The organism is Streptomyces sp. NPDC001443 (assembly GCF_053597355.1).
The window spans coordinates 1-19,966 of sequence record NZ_JBSFIA010000077.1 but is presented as its reverse complement, the minus strand read 5'-3'; the positions used below and the strand labels follow the sequence as shown (position 1 = coordinate 19,966).

General features: G+C 69.2%; 20 protein-coding genes and 2 pseudogenes. 10 read left to right on the top strand and 12 right to left on the bottom strand.

The window, feature by feature from the left end; translation table 11 throughout:
* Positions 1–213: 213 nt before the first annotated feature.
* Positions 214–2,388: an FUSC family protein gene (locus tag ACWC24_RS40915; RefSeq protein ID WP_450668003.1), complete on the top strand. Its 2,175-nt coding sequence runs from the start codon at positions 214–216 to the stop codon at positions 2,386–2,388.
* On the opposite strand, the gene ACWC24_RS40910 is transcribed toward ACWC24_RS40915, so the two are convergent.
* Positions 2,362–2,895: a phosphate-starvation-inducible PsiE family protein gene (locus ACWC24_RS40910; RefSeq protein ID WP_450668002.1), complete on the bottom strand. Its 534-nt coding sequence runs from the start codon at positions 2,893–2,895 to the stop codon at positions 2,362–2,364. The genes ACWC24_RS40915 and ACWC24_RS40910 overlap by 27 nt on opposite strands.
* Positions 2,896–3,282: 387 nt before the next feature.
* Between ACWC24_RS40910 and ACWC24_RS40905 the strand changes: the two genes are divergently transcribed.
* Positions 3,283–4,428: an acetate/propionate family kinase gene (locus tag ACWC24_RS40905; RefSeq protein WP_450668001.1), complete on the top strand. Its 1,146-nt coding sequence runs from the start codon at positions 3,283–3,285 to the stop codon at positions 4,426–4,428.
* A 118-nt stretch (positions 4,429–4,546) separates the two neighbouring features.
* On the opposite strand, the pseudogene tnpA reads toward ACWC24_RS40905, so the two are convergent.
* Positions 4,547–4,785, bottom strand: a pseudogene (gene tnpA, locus ACWC24_RS40900) (IS200/IS605 family transposase); the annotation flags it as partial.
* A 140-nt stretch (positions 4,786–4,925) separates the two neighbouring features.
* On the opposite strand from tnpA, the gene ACWC24_RS40895 reads away from it, so the two are divergent.
* Complete coding sequence (locus ACWC24_RS40895; protein WP_450668000.1) at positions 4,926–5,165, top strand: hypothetical protein; 240 nt, start codon at positions 4,926–4,928, stop codon at positions 5,163–5,165.
* Positions 5,166–5,173: 8 nt separating this feature from the next.
* On the opposite strand, the gene ACWC24_RS40890 is transcribed toward ACWC24_RS40895, so the two are convergent.
* Both ACWC24_RS40890 and ACWC24_RS40885 read right to left on the bottom strand, forming a co-directional pair.
* Positions 5,174–5,479, bottom strand: coding sequence for a TraR/DksA family transcriptional regulator (locus ACWC24_RS40890; RefSeq protein WP_450668005.1), 306 nt, complete (start codon positions 5,477–5,479; stop codon positions 5,174–5,176).
* 109 nt (positions 5,480–5,588) lie between these two features.
* Positions 5,589–6,659, bottom strand: a complete 1,071-nt coding sequence (locus ACWC24_RS40885; RefSeq protein ID WP_450667999.1) for an NADH:flavin oxidoreductase/NADH oxidase — start codon at positions 6,657–6,659, stop codon at positions 5,589–5,591.
* Between the two features lie 702 nt (positions 6,660–7,361).
* Here ACWC24_RS40885 and ACWC24_RS40880 point away from each other — a divergent pair.
* The 3 genes from ACWC24_RS40880 to ACWC24_RS40870 all read left to right on the top strand — a co-directional run bounded on the left by ACWC24_RS40880 (position 7,362) and on the right by ACWC24_RS40870 (position 10,426).
* A complete protein-coding gene (locus ACWC24_RS40880; RefSeq protein WP_450667998.1) occupies positions 7,362–7,832 on the top strand; it encodes a DinB/UmuC family translesion DNA polymerase in 471 nt (156 codons plus the stop codon).
* Between the two features lie 503 nt (positions 7,833–8,335).
* The gene (locus ACWC24_RS40875) at positions 8,336–9,778 is read left to right on the top strand and encodes an NF041680 family putative transposase (RefSeq protein ID WP_450667997.1); all 1,443 of its coding nucleotides are present in this window, start codon (positions 8,336–8,338) and stop codon (positions 9,776–9,778) included.
* Between the two features lie 342 nt (positions 9,779–10,120).
* On the top strand, positions 10,121–10,426 hold the full coding sequence (locus tag ACWC24_RS40870; protein ID WP_189554695.1) for a hypothetical protein: 306 nt from the start codon (positions 10,121–10,123) through the stop codon (positions 10,424–10,426).
* Between the two features lie 197 nt (positions 10,427–10,623).
* Here ACWC24_RS40870 and ACWC24_RS40865 read toward each other — a convergent pair whose 3' ends face one another.
* Complete coding sequence (locus ACWC24_RS40865) at positions 10,624–10,806, bottom strand: hypothetical protein (protein ID WP_450667996.1); 183 nt, start codon at positions 10,804–10,806, stop codon at positions 10,624–10,626.
* 1,495 nt (positions 10,807–12,301) lie between these two features.
* Here ACWC24_RS40865 and ACWC24_RS40860 point away from each other — a divergent pair.
* Positions 12,302–13,267, top strand: coding sequence for an IS982 family transposase (locus ACWC24_RS40860; protein WP_450668004.1), 966 nt, complete (start codon positions 12,302–12,304; stop codon positions 13,265–13,267).
* 107 nt (positions 13,268–13,374) lie between these two features.
* Positions 13,375–14,085 carry an MBL fold metallo-hydrolase gene (locus ACWC24_RS40855; RefSeq protein ID WP_450667995.1) on the top strand — a complete coding sequence of 237 codons (711 nt, stop codon included), beginning with the start codon at positions 13,375–13,377 and terminating at the stop codon, positions 14,083–14,085.
* 333 nt (positions 14,086–14,418) lie between these two features.
* Here the strand turns inward: ACWC24_RS40855 and ACWC24_RS40850 are convergent, their stop codons facing one another.
* The 3 genes from ACWC24_RS40850 to ACWC24_RS40840 form a co-directional block, all read right to left on the bottom strand.
* Entirely contained in the window at positions 14,419–14,541 is a 123-nt protein-coding gene (locus ACWC24_RS40850) for a hypothetical protein (protein WP_450667994.1), read from the bottom strand.
* Positions 14,542–14,610: 69 nt separating this feature from the next.
* A complete protein-coding gene (locus ACWC24_RS40845) occupies positions 14,611–15,501 on the bottom strand; it encodes an NmrA/HSCARG family protein (protein ID WP_450667993.1) in 891 nt (296 codons plus the stop codon).
* 83 nt (positions 15,502–15,584) lie between these two features.
* Positions 15,585–16,025, bottom strand: a complete 441-nt coding sequence (locus ACWC24_RS40840) for a MarR family winged helix-turn-helix transcriptional regulator (protein ID WP_450667992.1) — start codon at positions 16,023–16,025, stop codon at positions 15,585–15,587.
* 506 nt (positions 16,026–16,531) lie between these two features.
* On the opposite strand from ACWC24_RS40840, the gene ACWC24_RS40835 reads away from it, so the two are divergent.
* Complete coding sequence (locus ACWC24_RS40835; protein WP_450667991.1) at positions 16,532–17,278, top strand: hypothetical protein; 747 nt, start codon at positions 16,532–16,534, stop codon at positions 17,276–17,278.
* Positions 17,279–17,430: 152 nt separating this feature from the next.
* Positions 17,431–18,177, top strand: a complete 747-nt coding sequence (locus tag ACWC24_RS40830; protein WP_450667990.1) for a class F sortase — start codon at positions 17,431–17,433, stop codon at positions 18,175–18,177.
* Positions 18,178–18,368: 191 nt separating this feature from the next.
* Here the strand turns inward: ACWC24_RS40830 and ACWC24_RS40825 are convergent.
* The 4 genes and pseudogenes from ACWC24_RS40825 to ACWC24_RS40810 all read right to left on the bottom strand — a co-directional run.
* Positions 18,369–18,806: pseudogene (locus tag ACWC24_RS40825) on the bottom strand (transposase); the annotation flags it as partial.
* Between the two features lie 27 nt (positions 18,807–18,833).
* The gene (locus ACWC24_RS40820; RefSeq protein WP_450667989.1) at positions 18,834–19,055 is read right to left on the bottom strand and encodes a hypothetical protein; all 222 of its coding nucleotides are present in this window, start codon (positions 19,053–19,055) and stop codon (positions 18,834–18,836) included.
* Positions 19,043–19,597 (bottom strand): hypothetical protein, encoded by a 555-nt coding sequence (locus ACWC24_RS40815; protein WP_450667988.1) that lies wholly within the window; start codon positions 19,595–19,597, stop codon positions 19,043–19,045. Before ACWC24_RS40815 ends, ACWC24_RS40820 begins: the two co-directional genes overlap by 13 nt.
* Positions 19,598–19,783: 186 nt before the next feature.
* A partial coding sequence (locus ACWC24_RS40810) for a proprotein convertase P-domain-containing protein (protein ID WP_450667987.1) occupies positions 19,784–19,966 on the bottom strand: 183 nt, incomplete at its 5' end.

Genomic DNA, 19,966 nt, shown 5'->3' with positions numbered 1-19,966 from the left:
TCCGTCAAGCTGAGCCAGCTACAGCCAGTCACGGGTCAAGCGTTGACAACCACATTGGGAATCAGTAGTGGCGTCCGGCATGTCAGGTCGCGTCCCAGAAGTGGTGCAGGGGTTCGACCCGATCCGGGGTGTGCGCCCGCCTGTCCGCAGCGCACAGGAAGCGGCGGCGCGGCCGACGCGACCTGACAGGGCGCTCCGGCTAGGCTCACATCCGTGACGTGGCTGCGGGCCTTCGGGGAGGTCGTGCGATCCGGGCTCACGATCGAGGAGACGCGGCTGGAGCCCCTGCTCGCGCTGCGCACGGCCGCCGGGGTGGCGATCGTCGTCGGGCCGACGCTGTGGCTGCTCTCCCCTGCGTATGCGGCGTCCGCCGCCCTCGGCGCCTACTCCGCGGGTGGGGCCACCTTCCAGCGCACCTGGCGTCCACGCAAGGTGATCGCGCTCGGCGCGGGCGCGGGTCTGGCGCTCAGCACTTTCGTGGGTTACCTGGCGGCGGGGCGACTCGTGACGTTCCTGCCGCTGCTGGCCGTATGGGCCTTTGCCGCGGGAATGGCGTGGGCCGTCGGATCGACCGCCGGGATCGTCGCAGCGACGACCGTGGGCAGCATGCTGGTGACCATCACCCTGCCCACGAGCGTCGGGCGCGCCCTGGAGCACGCCGGGGTCATCGCGCTCGGGGGCGTGACGCAGGCCGTGCTGATCCTGTTGTTCCCGATCCGCCGTTGGGGAGCGCATCGTGACGCGCTCGCCGACGCCCTGGCCGCCGTGGCGGACTACGCCCGCCGGTTGCGGCACGACCCGGCCGCCCCGTTCGACCCGGAGCCGTTGATGACGGCCCGGGACGCGGCTGCCGTGACGCCGTCACAGGCCCGCACCCGTCCACCCGTCCTGCACGGCCCCCGGGGACTCGCCGAGCGCATTCGGCCGGTGGTGGCGGCGCTCGCCGACCCGGACGTGGGCGCCCCGGCGGAGGGACCCGGGCGGGACCGCGCGCGGGAATTGCTCGACGCGGCCGCCGACGTCCTGGATGCGGTCGCCCGTTCGATCCGCCGCGGCACGCCCGCCGAGGTGCCGCCCGGGAGCATGGACGTCCTGCGCGTCGACGAGAAGCACGAGGTGCTGGAGGGCCCCGCAAGGCAGGCCGCCGAGCGGCTCGTGGAACTGCTCGGCGAGGCGTTGGAGATCTCCAGGAGCGGCTGCGCGCGCGGGAGGACGCCCACGCCACCCGGCCCCGCCGACGCCCAGTTCCTGGTGCGCCCGACCATGCTCCGGCTGGTCCCGGTCGTCGTCCGGGCGGTACGCCGTGAACTCAGCCGGGACTCACCCGTGTTCCGGCACGCCGTCCGCCTGGCCGCGGTGGCCACGCTCGGCTGTCTGATCGCCGCCCGGCTCCCTCTGGGCCACGGCTACTGGGCGCCCATCGCCTCGGTGATGGTGATGCGGCCGGACTTCCACCGGACGTACGCACGTGCGGTGGCCCGTCTCGTCGGAACCCTGGCGGGGGTCGCGCTCGCCACCGGGATGGTGCGGGCCCTGGGACCGGACGCCCATGTGTTCGGCGCGCTGGCGGTGGTCTCGGTGGGCCTGTCGTACACGCTCATCCGTACCGGCTACGCCTACTCCCAGTGCTTCACCGCCGCGTACGTCGTCTTCCTGCTCGGCATGGGCGGCCAGGCATGGGAGCAGACGGTCCCGGAGCGGGTGGTGCTCACCCTGCTCGGCGGGGCCCTGGCGATGCTGGCGTACGTGCTGTTCCCCGCATGGGAGACACCCCGGCTGCCGGGCCGGCTTGCGGACTGGCTCGCAGCCAACGGCCGCTACGCGGCCGCGGTGCTTCGCAACTACGCCGAACCGACCCGGGAGCATCACGCCGACATGCGCAGGACACTGCTGGCGAGCAGGGAGGCACGTGCCGCCTGGCAGGAGGCATACGACCGGGCAAGGCAGGAACCGGTCCGCCCCAGGGGGCTGACGTGGCGCGAGGCGCAGGAGGCGCAGGAGGCGCTCAAGGGGTTCGGCCGCGCAGCGATGCTCATGGAGAGCCACGTCCCGCGGGCCGACAGCCGTGTCGTCCCCGAGGCGGAGCGGTTCGCCGACGCCCTGGAGGCGGACACCGAGCAGGCGGCAGCCGACGTGCGCGAGCACAGGAATCCGGACTGGGGACGCGTGGAGGAGGCGCTCCACGCCTGGGAGAACACCGCCGGGGACCGGAGCCCGGTCGTGCGGCGCGAGGCGGAACTCCAGAAGCAAGCCTTGGAGGACCTCGCGACGGCCGTGAGCCGCACACCCCTGGAACGGGACGTCGGCTCTGCTCGCGAGGAGCAGCGAGTGCGGGCGGCCGCGGCGGCGGAAGGTGACGGATCAGGAGCCGCGCACCGGAGTGCGTGACGAAGTCGGCGACGGGGAGCGCCCCGCCTCCTGGAGCGGGAAGCAGTCTCCCGGCCGCGTCGAGCGCCGCCACACGTACACCGCTGTCGCCATCACGAGGATCAGCCCCGCCAGGATGAGCAGTTCGATCCCCTCGACATCCCACCGGAAGGACTTCTCCGCCTCGGCCGTCACGATGAGCACCCTGCGGATGCCGACAATCATGCCGACGACGAGGAAAGGCTCCGCGTCGAGGGTCTGGTTCCTGATGGTGAGGCGGACGGTGTGGAGCAGTTCGGCCACGATGAACAGCACCAGGCCGCTGTCCAGGGCGGAGAGAACGACCGTTTCCTCGCGGTACGGCCCCCGGACCGACCGGATGACGTCGTGGACGACCCTGACGGTCAGGATCCCCGCGAGCAGTACGAGCACCGCGACGACGAGGTGGATGCCGTCCTCGATGAGCTGCAGGAGGCCCTGTACCCGGCCGCCCTCGATCTTCGGGAGAATGCGTCGCACATTCAGCATGCTGGGGGTGTCCCGTCCCGCAGGCGCGGCGTGCCGCCGAACGGGTGGACGAGCGGATCCCTCCCTGTGGTGGCAGCCTGAGAGAAGCGGCGAGGCGCGACATCACCGAGGCCTGCCAGGCGGCAGGACACGGGTCATGAGGCAGCCCGACGCGGACACGAACGGCAGGAACCTGCGGCCCGTCCTGGCGGCGAACGAGCAGGTCGACGTGGCCCAAACGTCGGCACCCGCCTGGAGGACAGCGACTGGGACATCAGCGTCTTCTTCACGGACCTGCCGAGCCAGGCGGAGCACAATCCGGTCCGCACCGAGGCCGCCCCTGGCGCAGGGCCGCACTTTGTGGCGGGCGCACCGTGCCGGAGGACGCGAGTGCACCGGAGGTGTGTGATGAGTGCTGACCGCTCTCACGGGAGCCGTGATGGTCAGGTACTGGTCCTCGATGCCGGCTCTTCGAGCCTTCACCTTGCCCTGTTCGCGGCGGACGGTGAACGGGTGGCGGATCGAGACGCCTCGGAGCCCCCGGGGCCTGCTGCGGCGGCGGAACTGCGGAACTTCCTCAGCGAGGTGCCCGCTCCTGCGGCGGTTGGTCACCGCATCGTCCACAGCGGTCCGCATCTGACTGGGCATACGCTGATCGACGCACGCGTACGGGCTCTGCTGGCGGACGTCGCCGATCTCGCGCCGTTGCACGTGACCCCTGCCTTGCATGTGGTCGATGCCGCCCGAGAACTCCTGCCCGACGTTCCTCATATCGCCTGCTTCGACACTGTCTTTCACAAGGATCTGCCGCCACAGGCGCGCACGTACGCCGTGCCGGAGCGATGGCGAGCCGAATACGAGCTGCGCCGGTACGGCTTCCACGGACTTTCCTACTCGTGGGCACTGCAAAGGACGGCGCAGGCCCTGGGCCGGCCCGTCGACAGCCTCCAGGGCGTGCTCGTGCACCTGGGCGGCGGCTGCTCGGCCTGCGCCGTCCGAAACGGACGCAGCGTGGACACCACCATGGGTCTCACCCCGCTGGAAGGCCTGGTGATGAGTCGGCGCAGCGGCACCCTCGACCCCGGCGCGCTGCTGTGGCTGCAGCGGCGGCACGGTCTGAGCACGGACGAATTGGATGACGCACTCCACCGGCATTCCGGTCTGCTCGGCCTCTCCGGTACCTCGGGAGACACCCGCGACCTGGTGCGCGCCCGCGCGGAGGGTGATGCCGCGGCGGCGTTGGCGCTGGCGACGTTCACACTCAGCTGCCGCAGGGGCATCGCCTCGATGGCCGCCTCGCTGGACCGGCTGGACGCCCTGGTCTTCACCGGGGAGATCGGCGAAGACCAACCCGAGGTACGCGAGGAGATCTGCTCGGCCCTGACTGTTCTCGGTGTACGAGGCGGGCTGCTCGTCCCCGAACTGGAAGATTTGATGCGGGAAGGCCACCGACGCATCGATCAGGCGGTGAGAGGTGTCCCGGTCCTCGTGGTCGCAACCGGCGAGACGCAGCAGATCGCCGCCGAGACCCGACGGGTGCTCGGCGGCATGTGACCGGCCAAAGGAACCGCCGGCACACCCACACTTACCGGGACTCTTGCAGAGAGCCCCGGCGTTCACGCCGGGGATGAATGCATCTCAAGTCTGCTCTGACGTGCACGTTGGGAGCGGACGTTTTTTGCTGCTCGATGTACCGGCGCACGATCGCCAACGGTGCCCCCCGCACGATGCGGAGAAATATGAGGGCGACCACAGGCGCCCGTGCATGATGGCGCGGTTGATCCGGCTGGTGAACTCCTGCCGTATCCGGTGGGCGGAGACGCCCTTGAGGCTGTTGACCAGCTTGGAGACGGCGACCTTGGGCGGGTGGTGCACGAGGAGGTGGACGTGATCGCGTTCGCCGTTGAACTCAGGCCGCCCGGCCCCGGGGCGGTGGAGGCTACCGCGATGGAGAAGGAGAACCGGCAGCTGCGGGTGCGGGTGAAGGAACTCGAGCTCGAGCGGGAGATCCTGCGGAGGGCCGCGAAGTATTTTGCGGCGGAGACCGGTTGGTGAGCAGCCGCTTCCAGTTCGTCGAGGATCACCGTGGCGCCTTCGGCGTCAAGCGGCTGTGCCAGATACTTGCGGTCTCGCGTTCCGGCTTCTATCCGTGGCTGGCCAGCGCATCCGCGCGGGCCGGCCGGGCGAGGCCGGATGCCGAGCTCGCCGAGCACATCGACCGGATCCATCAGGAATCGGACGGCGCCTCTGGGGTTCCGCGCGTCACCGCCGAGCTGAAGGACTCCGGTTGACGGGTCAATCACAAGCGGGTCGGGCGAACTTCGAGGCGCTCCGTCGGGATCGGCTCACCGCATTGCTCGCAGCGCCCGTAGTCGCCTCTCTCCAACCGTTCCAGGGCGCGATCGAGATCGTTCAGATGCTCGCGCGCCTGGGACAACAGGGTGGCGACGTGCGCCCCCTCGAAGGCCGTGCTCGCCCCCTTTGGGTCGTGCTCGTCGTCAATGGCCACCAGTGCGTTCGCCTCGACGATCCCTTCGAACGCACGGCTGAGGGCGGATATCTGCTGCAGCGTGCCGACACGGTCCACCGCGAGCAGTGCCCGCATCGACTCGCTCTGGGGTGCGGGGAAAGCGGCATTGATGCATTGATCACCCATATCGCAGGAAACATTATTATCTTGTGCCGGATTCCGGGGTGCTCGGGCGACGACGGCCTCAGCGATGACGTGGGCGGCCACGCTGGTACTGCTTCGGCCAGGGGACGTCGTCACCGAGGACGTGGGCCGCGCGGAGCGGCCAGGTCGGGTTGCGCAGCAGTTCGCGCGCGAGCATGATCGCGTCGGCCGAGCGGTCCACGAGGATCTGGTCGGCCTGCTCCGGTGCGGTGATCAGGCCGACCGCGGAGACGGGCAGGGCCGCGCCCTCGCGGACGGTTCGGGCGAAGGGCACCTGGTAGCCGGGCTCCGCTTCGATGCGGGCGTTGGGGACGAGCCCGCCGCTGGTGATGTCCACCAGATCGACGCCGTGGGCCACCAGGTGCCGCGACAGCTCGACCGTCTCCTCCGGGGTCCAGCCGCCGTCGGCCCAGTCCGTGGCCGAGAAGCGTACGAACAGCGGGCGGTCCTCCGGCCACTGCGCCCGCACGGCGTCGGTGACCTGGACCAGGAAACGGCTGCGCCCGTCGAGATCGCCTCCGTACTCGTCGCTGCGGTGGTTGGACAGCGGTGACAGGAACTGGTGCAGCAGATAGCCGTGCGCGGCGTGGATCTCCAGGACCTCGAAGCCGGCGGACAGCGCCCGCGCGGCGGCCTCGCCGAAGGCCCGGACCAGAGCGCGGATGCCGTCCGCGCCGAGCTCTCGCGGGGCCGGCCAGTCGCCGAATGGCAGCGGTGACGGTGCGACCGTCTGCCATCCTCCGGCGTCCGGTTCGACGTACACGTCACCCTCCCAGGGCGGTGCCGTCGACGCCTTGCGGCCGGCATGGGAGATCTGGATGCCGGCAATGGCTCCCTGCCCGTGGACGAAGTCGGTAATCCGCTTGTACGCGGCGGCCTGCTCGTCATCCCAGATGCCGGCGTCGGAAGGGGTGATCCGGCCCTCAGGTTCCACTGCCGTGGCCTCCTGCATGACCAGGCCGGACCCGCCGCGTGCCAGGGAGCCGAGATGGACCAGATGCCAGTCCTGCGGATAACCGTCGACCGAGCTGTACTGGCACATGGGGGCCACCCAGGCCCGGTTCGGGAAGGTCGTGCCGCGCAGGGTGAGCGGCGAGAAGAGACGGCTCATCGGGGGCCTCGCAGGAGGGAATGGGGGGATGCCGAGTGCCCCGCAGCCGTCGAGCCGCGGCCTGGGTTCCTGCGGGGCGCCCCGCACGGTGGGCGCACCGAGTACCCCGGCCGCTCGTGGCACACACCACCGGCCAGGCGTGCGTACCCGCGCGGATGTCCGGGCACGTGGCGGTCCCGGGCCGTGGTCGCGTGCGCACCTGGGTCGTCGTCTGATCGCCCTCTTCGGCTGCTGGCTCTTGCACACCTTCCTGCCCCGAGTCCGCAAGGCTGCGGGTGTCTCGACCAAGTTGCATTTCCATGATCTGCGGCGCACGGGCAACACGCTGGTCTCTCTGGCCGGGCCAGCGCGCGGGAGCTGATGACGCCGATGGGCCACAGCAGCTCGAGCGCCGCGCTGATCTATCAGCACATGGCCAGGGACCAGGGCCGGGCCATCGCCGGTCGGCTCGGTGCAATGATCCAGGGAGGTGGGGAGCGGCCTCCGACGTGTCCGCGAAGGATCCTGCGGGCCCGGAGCGGCACGCCTGCGGCACGACCCCTGAAGCGCCCAAGGGCCGACCTGGGAGCAAAAGCCTCCTGTGCTCGCCCTTCTCGCTGTGCCCCCGGCAGGATGCGAACCTGCGACACCCGCTTTAGGGCTCGCAGAGAATCAACATGCGGGTTTGATCCCGTTGGGCTGCTGTCCGCGAGGAACGCGGCGATGTCAGTGGGCGTGCGGAACCGGGCTGTCGAGGGTGACGACCGCGCCTTCCCCCGGCACACCCTGGACGGCGCCGCCGTCCGCGCCGCCCTCCTCGACGCGGTCGTCACCCTCGCCCACCAGTTGCGCCGCCGCGGTCAGGCGGCCCGCGGCCTGACCCTGATCCTGCGCTTCGCCGGCGGCACCACCTGGGACAAGACCCGCCGCTTCACCGAAGCGTCCGCGCACGACGACGGCCTGCGCACCACGGCATACCGGCTCATCGACGCGGCGGGCCTGCAACGCGGCCGGATCACCGGCGTCCCCCTGAAAGCCGAGGACCTCATCGCCGCCGAGCAGGTCGTCGAACAGATCAGCCTCGACCAGGCACGCGAAGCCCGCCTCGCCGCCGAGGAAGTCAGCGACCGCATCCGCGCCAAATTCGGCCCCGACGCCGTCCGCCCCGCCACCACCCTCCTGCGAGTCGGCTGACAGCCCAGTCTCCTCAGGGAGCCGGGCGGGGAGCAATCAAGGCTCCATCGTGCCGATGGCGGCGTTCGCGGTCAGATTCCAACGGATTCTGTCCGCCCCCAGTCTGTGGCGTACTGGCAGCGGTCTGTCGGTACGGGCGGCCGGTCCGTCGGGTCCTTGTCCGCCTTGGACCTGCGGGGAGGAGTTCCTGTCGATGTGTTTGCGGGGCGGACGTCACGGCTGTTACTCACTTTCGGGTGATGGCCTGGTCGGTGCCGGCGTGGAGTGGTGATCGAGCCGCGTAGCTCAACGTTCGCGCGGGTTGACGGCCTGGTGGGGCGTCACCTGCGGCTACGGGCAACATACGTGGATGATTCATCTAAGCTTGATCTTTAACCAGTGACTGTCGAACGAGTCTCGTACTCGTTCACCTGGCTGGATAATCACCGCATGTCAGAGCGGCCTTCGCCTGATCCTGTGTTCCGGATCAAGAAACACACGAGACCAGCACGAAGGCCGCGGATATGAGTGTGGAACAACAAGACGCCAAACGAGACGCGTTCGCGTGGGCGTCACACTTCCGGGACATCTTCTATGCGTGCCTGACGGCACGAAGCGACGTGCTCTTCGAGCTCACGGATGCACTACTGTGCGTGGACGGTCCGGTGACCTCGCCGGTCGATCTGACGCTGACGGCCGAGCATCGGCGCGGGCACGGCGCCATGTATGACGCGCTGAACTGCGGAGACGTGAACGTGGGACGGCTGCGCCGGCTGCTGGCCGCCCTGCCGCTGCCTCGGGCTGCCGACGGACGCCTGGTCCTCGCGGTTGATGTGAGCCACTGGCTTCGCCCGGACGCACCGTGCAGCGCGGACCGCCTGTTCTGTCACGTCTACGGCCGCAACGGCCGCGCCTCCGACCAGCTCGTTCCGGGCTGGCCGTACTCCTTCGTCGCCGTCCTCGAGTCGGGCCGCACCTCCTGGTGCCAGCTCCTCGACGCCGTCCGGCTCGGGCCCTCCGACGACGCGGCCGAGGTCACCGCCATCCAACTACGTAATATGGTCGTGGAGTTGATCCATCAGGAGCGGTGGCGTCCGGGCGATCCGGACATCCTCATCGTCTGTGATGCCGGCTACGACGCCCCACGCCTGGCCCACCTCCTCGATGACCTGCCCGTCGAAGTACTCGGGCGGCTGCGCTCGGACCGCGTGATGCGCCGACCCGCCACCCGCACCGCCGCCCTGCCGCAAGGCGGCCGGATCCCCAAGCACGGCCCGGAGTTCCGCCTGGCCAAGCCGGAGACCTGGGGTGATCCCGACACGGCCACGGTGCAGACCACCGAGCGCTACGGGCTGGCCCTCGCCATGGGCTGGGACCGTGTCCATCCACGACTGTGGCACCGCTCGGCCTGGATCGATCACAACGGTGAACTCCCCGTCATCGAAGGCACGTTGATCCGCCTCGAAGTCGACCGTCTGCCCGGCGACGCCACCCCGTTGCCGGTGTGGTTGTGGTCCTCCAGGACCGGGTTGACCGGCAGGGACACCGATATCCGGTGGCAGGCATTCCTCCGCAGATTCGATCTCGAACACACTTTCCGGATGATCAAGCAGACCCTCGGCTGGACCCGCCCGAAACTGCGTACACCCCAGGCCGCGGACCGCTGGACCTGGCTCGTCATCGCCGCCCACACCCAACTCCGACTCCTGCGCGCAGCCGCCACAGACCTGCGCCGTCCTTGGGAGAAGCCGGCCGAGCCCGGACGGCTCACCCCCGCCCGCGTCCGGCGCGGCTTTCGCGACCTCCGCCCGCACCTGGCAAGCCCGGCTCGCGCACCGAAACCCGCCCACCCCGGCCCAGGAAGGCCGCCAGGATCCAAGAACAAACACCCCGCCACCAGGCACAACGTTGGCAAGACCGTGAAGCGGGCCTCATCACTCACCGAGCATGTTCGGTTGAAGACTTAAAGATCAAGCTCAGTAGTTGTTGTCTTTCCGATCTTGAGAGATGCGCGTCGAACGGGAGTCCCGATTGGGTGACCGTGGGGCGCTGGGCGCATACGGACAGGGCCTCCTGAACAGCTCGTTGGTGTCGAAGCACCGAGCAGCAGGAGGCCCTGATGCAGCAGTCTTGCGTGCCGATGGCCGGGCAGTCCAGCGCGGTCACCTGGGAGTGTGACTGCCTGGCTCACCGGTTCGGAAACGCCGCCGACAACGGGACGCGGCAGCCGCGCTACCCGACGGACATGACGGATGGGGAGTGGGCCCGGGTCCGCCCGATACTGCCGGTGCCGGTGCCGGTGCCGGTGCATGCGCATCGACGTGTCCATGGGAACGTTCGGCCCGGGCGTCGACCAGGAGGGAGAGACCGTCCCCGGCGCGATGGCCATCTACCCCTACAGCGCCATCCCTGGAGTGGTCGACCCCGACACCGACCGCGGCGAGCGGCCCTTCGCCTGGTTCAACTACTTCCTCAGCGAGGGCGGATGCGTCGTCATCGATGAGCGCCCCGGCGTCGGGCTCTGGCCCACGGGCGTACGGCACGACGACGCCCTCTTCTGCGAGACCGGAGTCACCGGAACCTTCGGCGACGACGACGTCCCGCCCTGCCCGTAGAACGCAGCAGATCAGCCGTCCTCCCAGGGCGTCGGCCGAGAGGCTCTCCAGCTGATCGCCCGCCGTGAGAGTGAGAAGGTCGACCTGCCCCGGCAGGAAGCCGCCGAGGACGGGAGGATGACCGGCGGACGGTATGACAACGCGGCCGCTGACCGCGCGACGTGACGGAGTGTCTGTCAAGCCAGGGGTATGCCTGGTCATCTGTAGGCGGCGACAGCAGCGAAATAGATGCCCAGACCGGTGGCCGCGGTGCCCGCGCCGGTAAGGATCGCCTGACAGACGCTGGCGCCAGAATGCTGGGCCAGCAGGCTTGCGGCGATCGCAAGGTTGAGGGCGGTGGACAGGGCAAGCAGCAGGGCAAGGATTTGTAGCGGGCTCATCGCCGGAACTCCCCGATGGACAGTGACGGCCCGGGCGGGCCGTACTTGATGTGCACGACGCTGCCTGTCCAACCGTCCGTCCCACAGGAATCTGATCGCGGCTGACCAAACCCGCTGGTGGCGTTAGGGTTTCACGCCACGGGACGGTGCGTGTCCACCGGCGTCCACGGCCAGGGTGGACACGCCACGCCCGGGGGTACCGTGAGTGTCAGGGGGCGCTGTGATGAGCGGACAGAGGGCGCAGGATTCTGGTTTCGCTGCGATGCTCGCCGAACTGGAGGCGTTCCGCGCCGGCCCTCTGCAGGGCCAACCGTCGCACCGCGAGCTGGCCAGAGTCGCAGGGGTTGCGCCGACCACGATCGGGAACTGGCTGCGCAAAAAACAGTTCCCCCAAGTTATTGATCCCCTCCTGGCTCTGGTGCGGGCAGTTCAGGCACGGGCCGACCGCGTGGGGCAGGCCGGCGAGCCCGCGGCAGCATTCCTGGATCCTCAGACGTGGCGCCGTGCCTACGAGGCCGAGGCCCGCCGACGTGCAGAAGTCACAAGCACGGCGGTCCTAGCGGGGCACGGTCGAACGGCCCTGGAAGGGATACGGCCGGGACTGCCCCTGTCGGAAGTGGTTGATCCCTTCCACCTGGAGGTGCACCGCTCGATCGCCTCCCCGGTTACTGGCCTGCCGATGCTGCCGGCGTATGTGCCTCGTGAGCACGACCGTGTGCTCGCCGAGGTGGTGGCCCAGGCCGCCGGCGGGGCCAGCCAGATCGCGGTGCTGGTGGGCGGCTCCTCCACCGGGAAGACCCGCGCCTGCTGGGAGGCCCTCGCCCCGCTGCGTGAGAACAACGAGCCGTGGAGGCTGTGGCATCCCATCGCCCCTACCCGCCCCGACGCTGTCCTGGCCGACCTCGCGGACCTCGCCCCGCACACGGTCGTGTGGCTGAACGAGGCGCAGTTCTATCTGACCGCGGACAGGCTCGGGGAACAGGTTGCAGCGGAACTGCGCACCCTGCTGCGGGACCGCAGGCGGGGCCCCGTGCTGGTGCTGGCCACCCTCTGGCCCAACTACTGGGATGCTCTGACAGCCCGCGCCGGCCGGGAGTTGCACCCCCAGGCCCGGGAGTTGCTGGACGGACATCGAATCGGCGTTCCGGATGCCTTCACAGCAGCCGACCTGACCGCGCTGCACGGCACCGTCGACCGTGACCCCCGGCTCGGTGAGGCCGCCGCGCATGCCACGGACGGTCAGATCACCCAGTACCTGTCCGGAGTTCCAGTCCTCCTGAACCGCTATCAGAATGCCGCCCCACCCGCGACGAAGGCACTCATCCACGCGGCGATGGACGCCCGCCGACTTGGCGCCGGACCACGGATCCCTCTGGCCTGGCTGACTCAGGCCGCTCCCGGCTACCTCACGGAAACCGAGTGGGACCATACCGGCGAAGATTGGTTGGAACAGGCCCTCGACTACGCCACGAAGCCGTGCAACGGCGTCCCCGGCATCCTCACCCCCGTCAAAGCTGGCGGCTCCCGCAACCAGCGCACCCCCAGAGCAAACCGAACCGAGGACGCCTCCGCTGTTCAGGGACCGCTGTACCGGCTGGCTGATTACCTAGAGCAGAAAGGGCGCCGGGAACGAGCGGAGCAGATCCCACCCATCGACTTCTGGACTGCCGCCGCCGCCCACGCCCATCGCGCCGATCTGGCCATGCTCGGTTTCACCTCCGAGGCCAGGTGGCTCCGGCATGCCCGAGCCCATCTGCGGCACCTCTTCCCGTACCTGCCGCAGCAACCCGGCTACAACAAGCGGCTACGCAAAGCCGCCGAGCTGCTCCGCCGGATCACCCGGATCCTGGCCGGCAGCACCTCGGTATGGAGCGACGACGTGTGGATCGTGGACTCCACGCCCGTGGAATGCGGCCGCTCGCGGGAGACCGTGAAACGCTCCGACCTGGCCGGATGGGCCCAGTACGGCTACTGCGCCAGCCACAGCCGCTTCTTCTGGGGCCTGCGGCTGCACCTGGTGTGCACCCTCCAGGGCCTGCCCGTCGCCTTCGCCCTGACCGGGGCCAAGGCCGACGAGCGCGAAACCCTGCTGGATCTGCTCGCGGCCGAACCGCACCTCATAGCCGCCCGGTCCGGACAGACCCTGATCGGCGACAAGAACTACTTCGGCCGCACCTTCGAACAAGAACTCGCCCAGCAGGACATCCAGTTGCTGCGGCCGACCCGCAAGGGCGAACGGCAGCGGCCCGGCGGATCCCTGTTCAAGCCGTTGCGTCAGGTCATCGAGTCGGTCAACGAGACCTTCAAGGGACAGCTCAGCCTCGAACAGCACCGAGGCCGCACACCTCGGGGTGTCATCGCCCGTGTCATGCAGCGAATACTCGCGCTGACCGCTGCGATCTGGCACAACGACTACACCGGACAAAGCACCCTCCGTTCACTCACCTCGTACGATCACTGACCCGGGAAACTGATCGCCGGTTCGACTTCGGGCCTGGCCATCTGCCTTCACCGCAAGTTTTGGCGGACAGCCCCGGAACGGGCACAGCGGCCTGCCAGGATGATCGGATGGACAGCAGCATGGCGGTGCGTCGACTCGACCTGGGCTACTTCGTCCGACCTGCGTCGGAGACCGGTGGCCCACAGCCGCGAGTTGAACCCGTGCTCGCCTATTTGGTGCAGCGCGACGAAGGACTGATCCTCTTCGACACCGGTATCGGTGCCGCCGACCCCGAGACCGAGGCCCACTATCGACCCCAACGCAGGGCACTGGAAGGCGCCCTCGCGGCCGCGGGAGTCACCCTCGCGGATGTCTCCTTGGTCGTGAACTGCCACCTCCACTTCGACCACTGCGGAGGGAACCCTTTGCTGGGCGGCAAGCCAATTCTGGTACAGGCCGTGGAGTTGGCCACCGCCCGCCAAGGCGGCCACACCATCGATGAACTCATCGACTTCCGCGGCGCGATCTACGAGGAGATCGCCGGCGAAGCCGAGGTCTGGCCGGGAGTCTGGATCATCCCAACTCCCGGGCATACCGATGGGCACCAGTCGCTGGTGGTCCGGCAAAGCGATGGCACCGTGGTTCTCGCCGGTCAGGCACACGACTTCGCATCCCATTTCGCATCGGACCACCTGGCTCGCCACGCCGCTCTCCAAGGTCTGGATCAGCCGCTTCCCACCTATCAACGATGGCTGGAGCGGCTCAGCGACTTCGACCCACGACGAGTGCTCTTCGCACACGACTGCTCAGTCTGGGAACCGCCCCATCGGAGCGGCTGAGACCATCCACCTCAGGCGTTACCTGATCACCGAACAGGACTGACCCCTTGGAATTGATCATCTAGTGCCGCACCTCGCACAGCCGGATCCTCCGCTACAAGCCCGAACGTCCAACCCGGTCGCTCAGCCCATGCGCAAGCGTCGTCCGCATCAGCACCTGCCTCTTCAGTCACGCACGGGATCATCTCCTAGCACAGTCGGCTCGCTTCACCCGACGGTGCGGGGGAGACACGAGGGCTCCAGGGCACAAAGGACGTGATCAGGAACCGCACGCTCTCCCTCTCTTCATCTCAAGTAATCGCAAAACGGACGACCGCCAACTACGCCGAAGCCCTAGGGTGTGGACTCGTACAGGGCCACGGCATCGGCCCTGAACTCGTCCGAGTAGTCCTTCATCGCCATCGGCGGTTGTCTCGCTTCCTCCGAATCAAGCAGATCCAGTATCAGCGTGTCCACCACTCAGGGGGAGGCTCCGAGCGCCGAGACCGTGGGCACGATCGCGGGGCGTTCATCGCGGCCGGAGGCTCAGGAACCAGCCACGTTTGTGGGCGCGGTCCAGCCGGTAGCTCGGATCCACTCGACCAGGTCCAGGGTGGCCGGCTCGATCGAGCGCACCACTGCGAGGTCCGAAGGGTATTCCGCCGCCTCTGCGAACTGGCGGAACATCGCCTTGTCGAGGTCGTTGGGAAGCACGCTCAACGGGAGGGCCTCGTATCGTGCCGGGAGCCCGGCGCGCGCGCCGAACGCCGCGGCGATCTGGGGGCCCGTCAGCTCGTCGCCGACGAGCTCGACGGCTCCGCCGGGCGCCTCCGCGGTGTCGAGCAGGAGCGCGGCGGCGACCCGGCCGATGTCCCTGACCGAGATCATCTTCAGGGCGACGTCCTCCGGCAGCGGCAGCCTCAGCACGATCTCCCCATGCTCCAGGCTCGGTGCCATCACGCTCGCGAAGTTCTCCATGAAGGCGGTCGGGCGAACCATCGCGGCCCTCAGGCCGGACTTCCTCAGGTGCTCCTCGATCCAGTGCTTCGAGTCGTGGTGCGGCACACCCGACTCCCGGTCCGCTCCGAAGACCGAGTTGAACACGACGTGCGGGACGCCCGCCTCGACCGCCGCGTCGACGAGCGCGGTACCGATGCGGATCTCCGCCTCGACCTCTTCGAGGCTGTTCGCCTCCGGGGTCATGAAGTAGAACCCCTCGACCGCCGCCAGCGCGGCGGTCAGCGACGCCGGGTCGTCGGCCCGGATGGCCGCCAGTTCGACGCCGCGGGCGGCCAGCGCCTGAGCCCGGTCGGACTGCGGATTGCGGACCAAAGCCCGCACCCGCGCCTTGTGGTCCAGCAGCGCGTCGACCACCGCCCCGCCCTGTTGCCCCGTCGCGCCTAAGACTGCGATCGTGCCGGTCGTCTGTGTGCTCATCGCTGCCACCCTCCATTAGTTCATGCCATGAACGAAACTAGTTCACGGCATGAACTACGTCAAGGTGCGGGTGCAGCGGGACCTCACGGTGGGATGGGTTGGTTCGAGGTGGGCGAAGAGAGGTCCGAGGTGTCCACGATGGCGGTGGCCACGCGCTCGAAGTCGCGCTGGTCGTCGGCGTCGAGGTTCCTCGCGATCTCGGGCAGGCGCTTGGCGACCTCGGCGTAAACGGCCTCGGCGAGCACCTTCCCCGTGGGCGTCGCACTGAGCATGACGACCCGTCCGTCCTGCGCCGAGCTTGCCCGGCCGACCAACTCGCGCCGCGCGGTGCGATCGACCAGCTGGCTCAATGCATTCTTGGTCATACCCAACGACGCGGCGAGGTCAGCCATCTGCCGCGGCTCGTTCCTGACTGCGCAGAGCAGCGTGGCCTGCGAGGGGGGCAGGTCGAACTCGGCGCAGATCTGCGCGTACTTGCGTTGAATCACAACCGAGAGCCAGAAGAGCTTGTCGCCATAGTCCACGCCGGCCTCCCCCGTCCGATGACGAACAATCAGCCTACTCGTCGCGGGCCGGCAGACCACGCCACTCAGGTACGGCGTGGCCTCTGCGGTCGGGTCACTGATCGCTCTGTCGGTGGTTGCCGTTTCCTGGGGAGCAATGGCCGCGGTGATCGTCGACCGGATCCCGTTACGGACCGGAAGCCTGTGTCCTTGCGCGGGTGTCAAGGTGTGGAGCAACGGGCGGAAGGCCTGGTGCGGTGTCATCGGGGGGTGTGCCTGCGACGGTCGGTGCCCGAACGCGCACTCGCACCCCGGGAATGCCACTGCTTGCTGGTGCTGGCGGGATGCTGCCGACCGGGTTGATTTTAGGCTTAAAGGCACTCGAACGGCGTACGGGCTGGGTCGTTGGGCCGTGTCCTTCGGTGGTGAGGGGCGCCGGTCGGTTGAGTGTTGTCACGTTGCTGCTGCGATTCCGCTGTGCCGGCGTGGTGCCGGCCCTCGCGGTGGCGGCGAAAGGACTACCTCTGATGCGAGTGACCCGGACAATGCTCGCCTCCGCGGCGGTTGCCGCGACCGTCGCGCTCTCCGCTCCCGCCGCGCATGCCGTGTCGCTGGTCGGACTTCGGGCGTCGGACGGCGGTAATTCCCACGGCAGCCACGGCGAACAGCACGGAAAGGAACACGACCACAAGTCGGCGAGGGAGAACGGGGAGGGCGGGGGGTCTCAGGCCGAGGGTGGCGCGCAGGAGGACGATGGCGCGCAGGCCGACGGTAGCGCCCCGGACATGGGAGGGGACGAGTCCGGAGCCGAGGAAGGCGGCAACCCGTGGAAGAAGAAGGGCGGCAAGCCGCACGGGCAGCAGCAGGCCCCGAGCGGCGGTGTGAAGGCCGGCGGCGGCGCCCTGGCCATGGCGCTGGCCGACGACGGCGGCAACCCGTGGAAGAAGGGCGGCGAGCCGCACGGCGACGACAACGCGGCGGGCGACGACGAGCAGTCGCAGGGCGGCCCGAACGGCGGGGACCAGTCCGAGGGTGACGCGCCGGCCGCGGCTGGGGACGACTCCGGAGCCGAGGAGGGCGGCAACCCGTGGAAGAAGGGCGGCAAGTCGCACCAGAAGCAGCAGGCCCCGAGCGGCAGCGTGAAGGCCGGCGGCGGCGGGCTGGCAGAGTCCGGAAACGGTCTGGCCGCAGGTTCTCTGCTCCTGGCTGGCGGTCTCGGCGCGGGTGCCTACATGCTGCGGCGCCGGAGCGCGTCGGATGCTGTCGGGGCCTGATCGGTCCTTGCCGGGTGCCGTTCGGTCGCGGGCGCTGTCGCCCTGGGAAGGACGACAGTGCCCGCGGCTGCGGCCGCAGCCGCGGTGCCGGCGTCCCGCCGGCCCGCCGATGTCCGACCGCCCCTCCCAGTTGATGAACAGGCCTTTGCCCAATGACTCTCGCGCAGCAGGCCCCGCCCGATGAGACCCCCAGCCGAGCCCCCGCGCGTCATGTCGGCCCTGCTCTGCTGTGGCCGGCCGCGGCGGTGGCCCTGGGCGCCCTGCTCATCCACCACTCGCTGGCGCCTCCGGCTGGTGCCAAGCCGCCGGAGCTACCGGCCGTCGTCGCCCCGCCCGCACCTCTGCACTCGGTCGCACCTGCGGGGCCGCCCCCGTCCGTCGCCCCGCCGCTGCCGGGACCAAATGCGATGGCACGTCCCTCGGGGCCCGCGCTGCCGCGGTCGGAACCAAAACGGATCGTGATTGCGCAGATCGGGGTGAACGCACCGTTCACGGACGTGTCCCTGACCCCTTCGGGACAGTTGAACGCTCCACCCCTCACCGACAAGAACCTTGCGGGCTGGTACAAGGGCGGAGCCTCACCGGGCGAACGAGGAACGTCGGTCGTGGTGGGACATGTCGACACCAAGACCGGCGCGGCGATCTTCGTGTATCTGCGCTTCCTCAAGCCGGGCAACACTGTGGACATCACCCGCGCCGACGGCATCACCGCCCGCTTCAAGGTGGACTCGGTCCAGGAGTTCAGCAAGGCCCACTTCCCCAACGCCCGGGTCTATGCCGACGCTCCGACCGCCCAGCTGCGGTTGATCACCTGCGGCGGGACCTACAACCGCAGCGCCCACGAATACGAGTCCAACGTCGTCGTATTCGCGCACCTCGACACATCGGGACGTTCCTGAGACATCGACCGGCCCACTGCCTCGACCCCGCCGTCCCGTACGGCGGGTCAGCGTGCCGGGGCTCGCGGCCCGCGGCGCGTCGAGGACCCGTCTCCTCCGCACCAAGGCAGCCCCCTCGCATCTCGTCCGCTTCATCATCATGGCGCAGCCAGAGAGCCGGACCACGGCGATCCTGCTGGCCAAATGTGCAGTTATGCCGCGAGCGTGAGGTCGAGGCGGGCGAGGTGACTGGTGCCGGTGTGGTCGAGGGGCTGGCCGTTCCACCAGGCATCGAGGCGGATCAGGTTGAGGGCAACGGCGGAGTAGACGTGTTCGAGGCGAGTCTTGGCGAGGCCCCGATAGCGGGCGCGGCGGCTGCCGGTGATGGCTATGGCCTGGCGGATCGTGCCCTCGACGCCCGCTCGCAGGGCGTACTTCGCCTGCCACGCCTGGTCTTGCTGGGCGGTGTGGTTGGCGTGGATGAGTTCGTGCAGTGCCCGTGACCGCAGGGTGAGTTGGCGGCCCCAACGGGTGGCATTGGTGCATGCGGATCTGGCCGGGCAGGGGCCGCAGTCGGCCTGGTCGAAGCGGACCACGACGACATCGCGGCCCTTTTGCCTGGCAGGGCTCCAGAACCGGCTGGTGGCCCCCTGGAGGCAGGTGGCCTGGCGGGCGTCCTAGTCGATGGCGAAGGCTTCGCGCTGGTAGCCGGCGTTCTCCCGGTACTGGCGGGAGGTGCCCGTCAGCAGTGGTGTGACCAGGGCGATGCCAAAGGTGGCCCGGGCACCGACGATGAGCTCGGCGCTCGCGTGGCCGGAGTCCAGGTAGTGCTCGGCGGGCAGCACGTCCCGGCCGGCGAAGGCCCGGTGGACGGGCTCGACGAGTTTCACGTCGGGCACGGTCGCATCCGTGGTCGCGACATGCGTGATCGCGTTCGGGATGGCAGGACGTGCCCGCCGGCCGGGCCGTGGAGCCCCGTCATCGGGCCGGGGCGGCTGGAGACCTCGCTGATGTGCAGCTTGTACCCGGTCCAGTGGATATCTTCCTTGGTGCCGTAGCGGGCATCGAGGTCATAGGGCGAGGTTAAGCGGACTCTGCCAGGCGGGAGACCGCCCTTGTCCGCCTCCCGCCGCTTGACCACCTCCGCTCCGTTGCTGTCGGTGGTGATCAGGTAGTTCTGCACGGTGATCTGCCGCAACACCTGGACCGCGGGCGGCTCCCGCAACCAGACCGGCGCGGCCGGACGGTAGACCGCCCGCAGCAGAGCCACCGCGTCACGGCCGTAGTCCACAGCGAGCTGGTCGCGCTGGGTCTGGGAGCCGGGCGGGCGCCAGTACGCATCGACCCGCCGCCCGTAACGCCGGCTCCACTCGCCGACCTCCAACACCTGGGCCACCCAGTCGGGGGCCGCGGCGGACAGCGCCTCCAGCGCGGACCGCACCGTTTCCCGGCCAGCTCCAGCCGGTTCAACTCCCGCACTGCCGCCAGCACATGAGTGGAATCTGTACGCAGCTTGCCTCCTGCCATGACCAGTGCCTTCTCCTTCAGCGCCGCAACCAGCAGATCCAGTACCCGTTCCTCCAGGCCGGGGCCGACCACCCGAGTGCAGAACTCCGACGGAGTCCTACTAGAAGGTCAGGTTCCAGGCGTCGATCCTGCCCGTGTCGGAGGCGGCGTTGTCGTTGACGCGCAGCGTCCAGGTGCCGTTCGCGACCTCCGAGGAGGCGTTTACGGTGTAGGTCTGGGCGATGTTGTCGGCGCTGGCGCCGGTGTGGTTGTGCAGCGTGTAGACGGTGCCGTCCGGCGCCAC